The sequence below is a fragment of the Achromobacter sp. GbtcB20 genome (genome assembly GCF_019091095.1).
Classification (GTDB): Bacteria; Pseudomonadota; Gammaproteobacteria; order Burkholderiales; family Burkholderiaceae_B; genus Achromobacter; species Achromobacter mucicolens.
In genome coordinates this window covers 1-250 of the sequence record NZ_JAGXJZ010000731.1, presented here as the reverse complement: position 1 = coordinate 250, position 250 = coordinate 1, and the positions used below count along the sequence as shown (strand labels likewise).

General features: G+C 76.8%; 1 pseudogene. It reads left to right on the top strand.

Annotated features, from left to right (window positions below):
- Positions 1 to 9: 9 nt before the first annotated feature.
- Positions 10 to 250: pseudogene (locus KVT32_RS30885) on the top strand (peptidase M28); the annotation flags it as partial.

Here is a 250-nt window from a genome sequence, read left to right as displayed (position 1 = left end):
GCCCTCGGCCTGCTGGCCGCGCCTCTGCTGACTGCGTTGTTCAGCGCCTCGGCCCAAGCCGCCAGCCCCGGCAACGACCCCGCCGCCCTGGCCAGGATCCGCGATACCGCGATGGCGAGCGACTACGCGTGGGAACGCACGGCGGACATGACCGACCTGATCGGCCCGCGCCTGTCGGGCTCGGCGGGCGCGGCGGCGGCCGTCACCCCGGTCGCCGGCGCCAGGCGCAAGCTCGGCGCGAAGGTGGCCC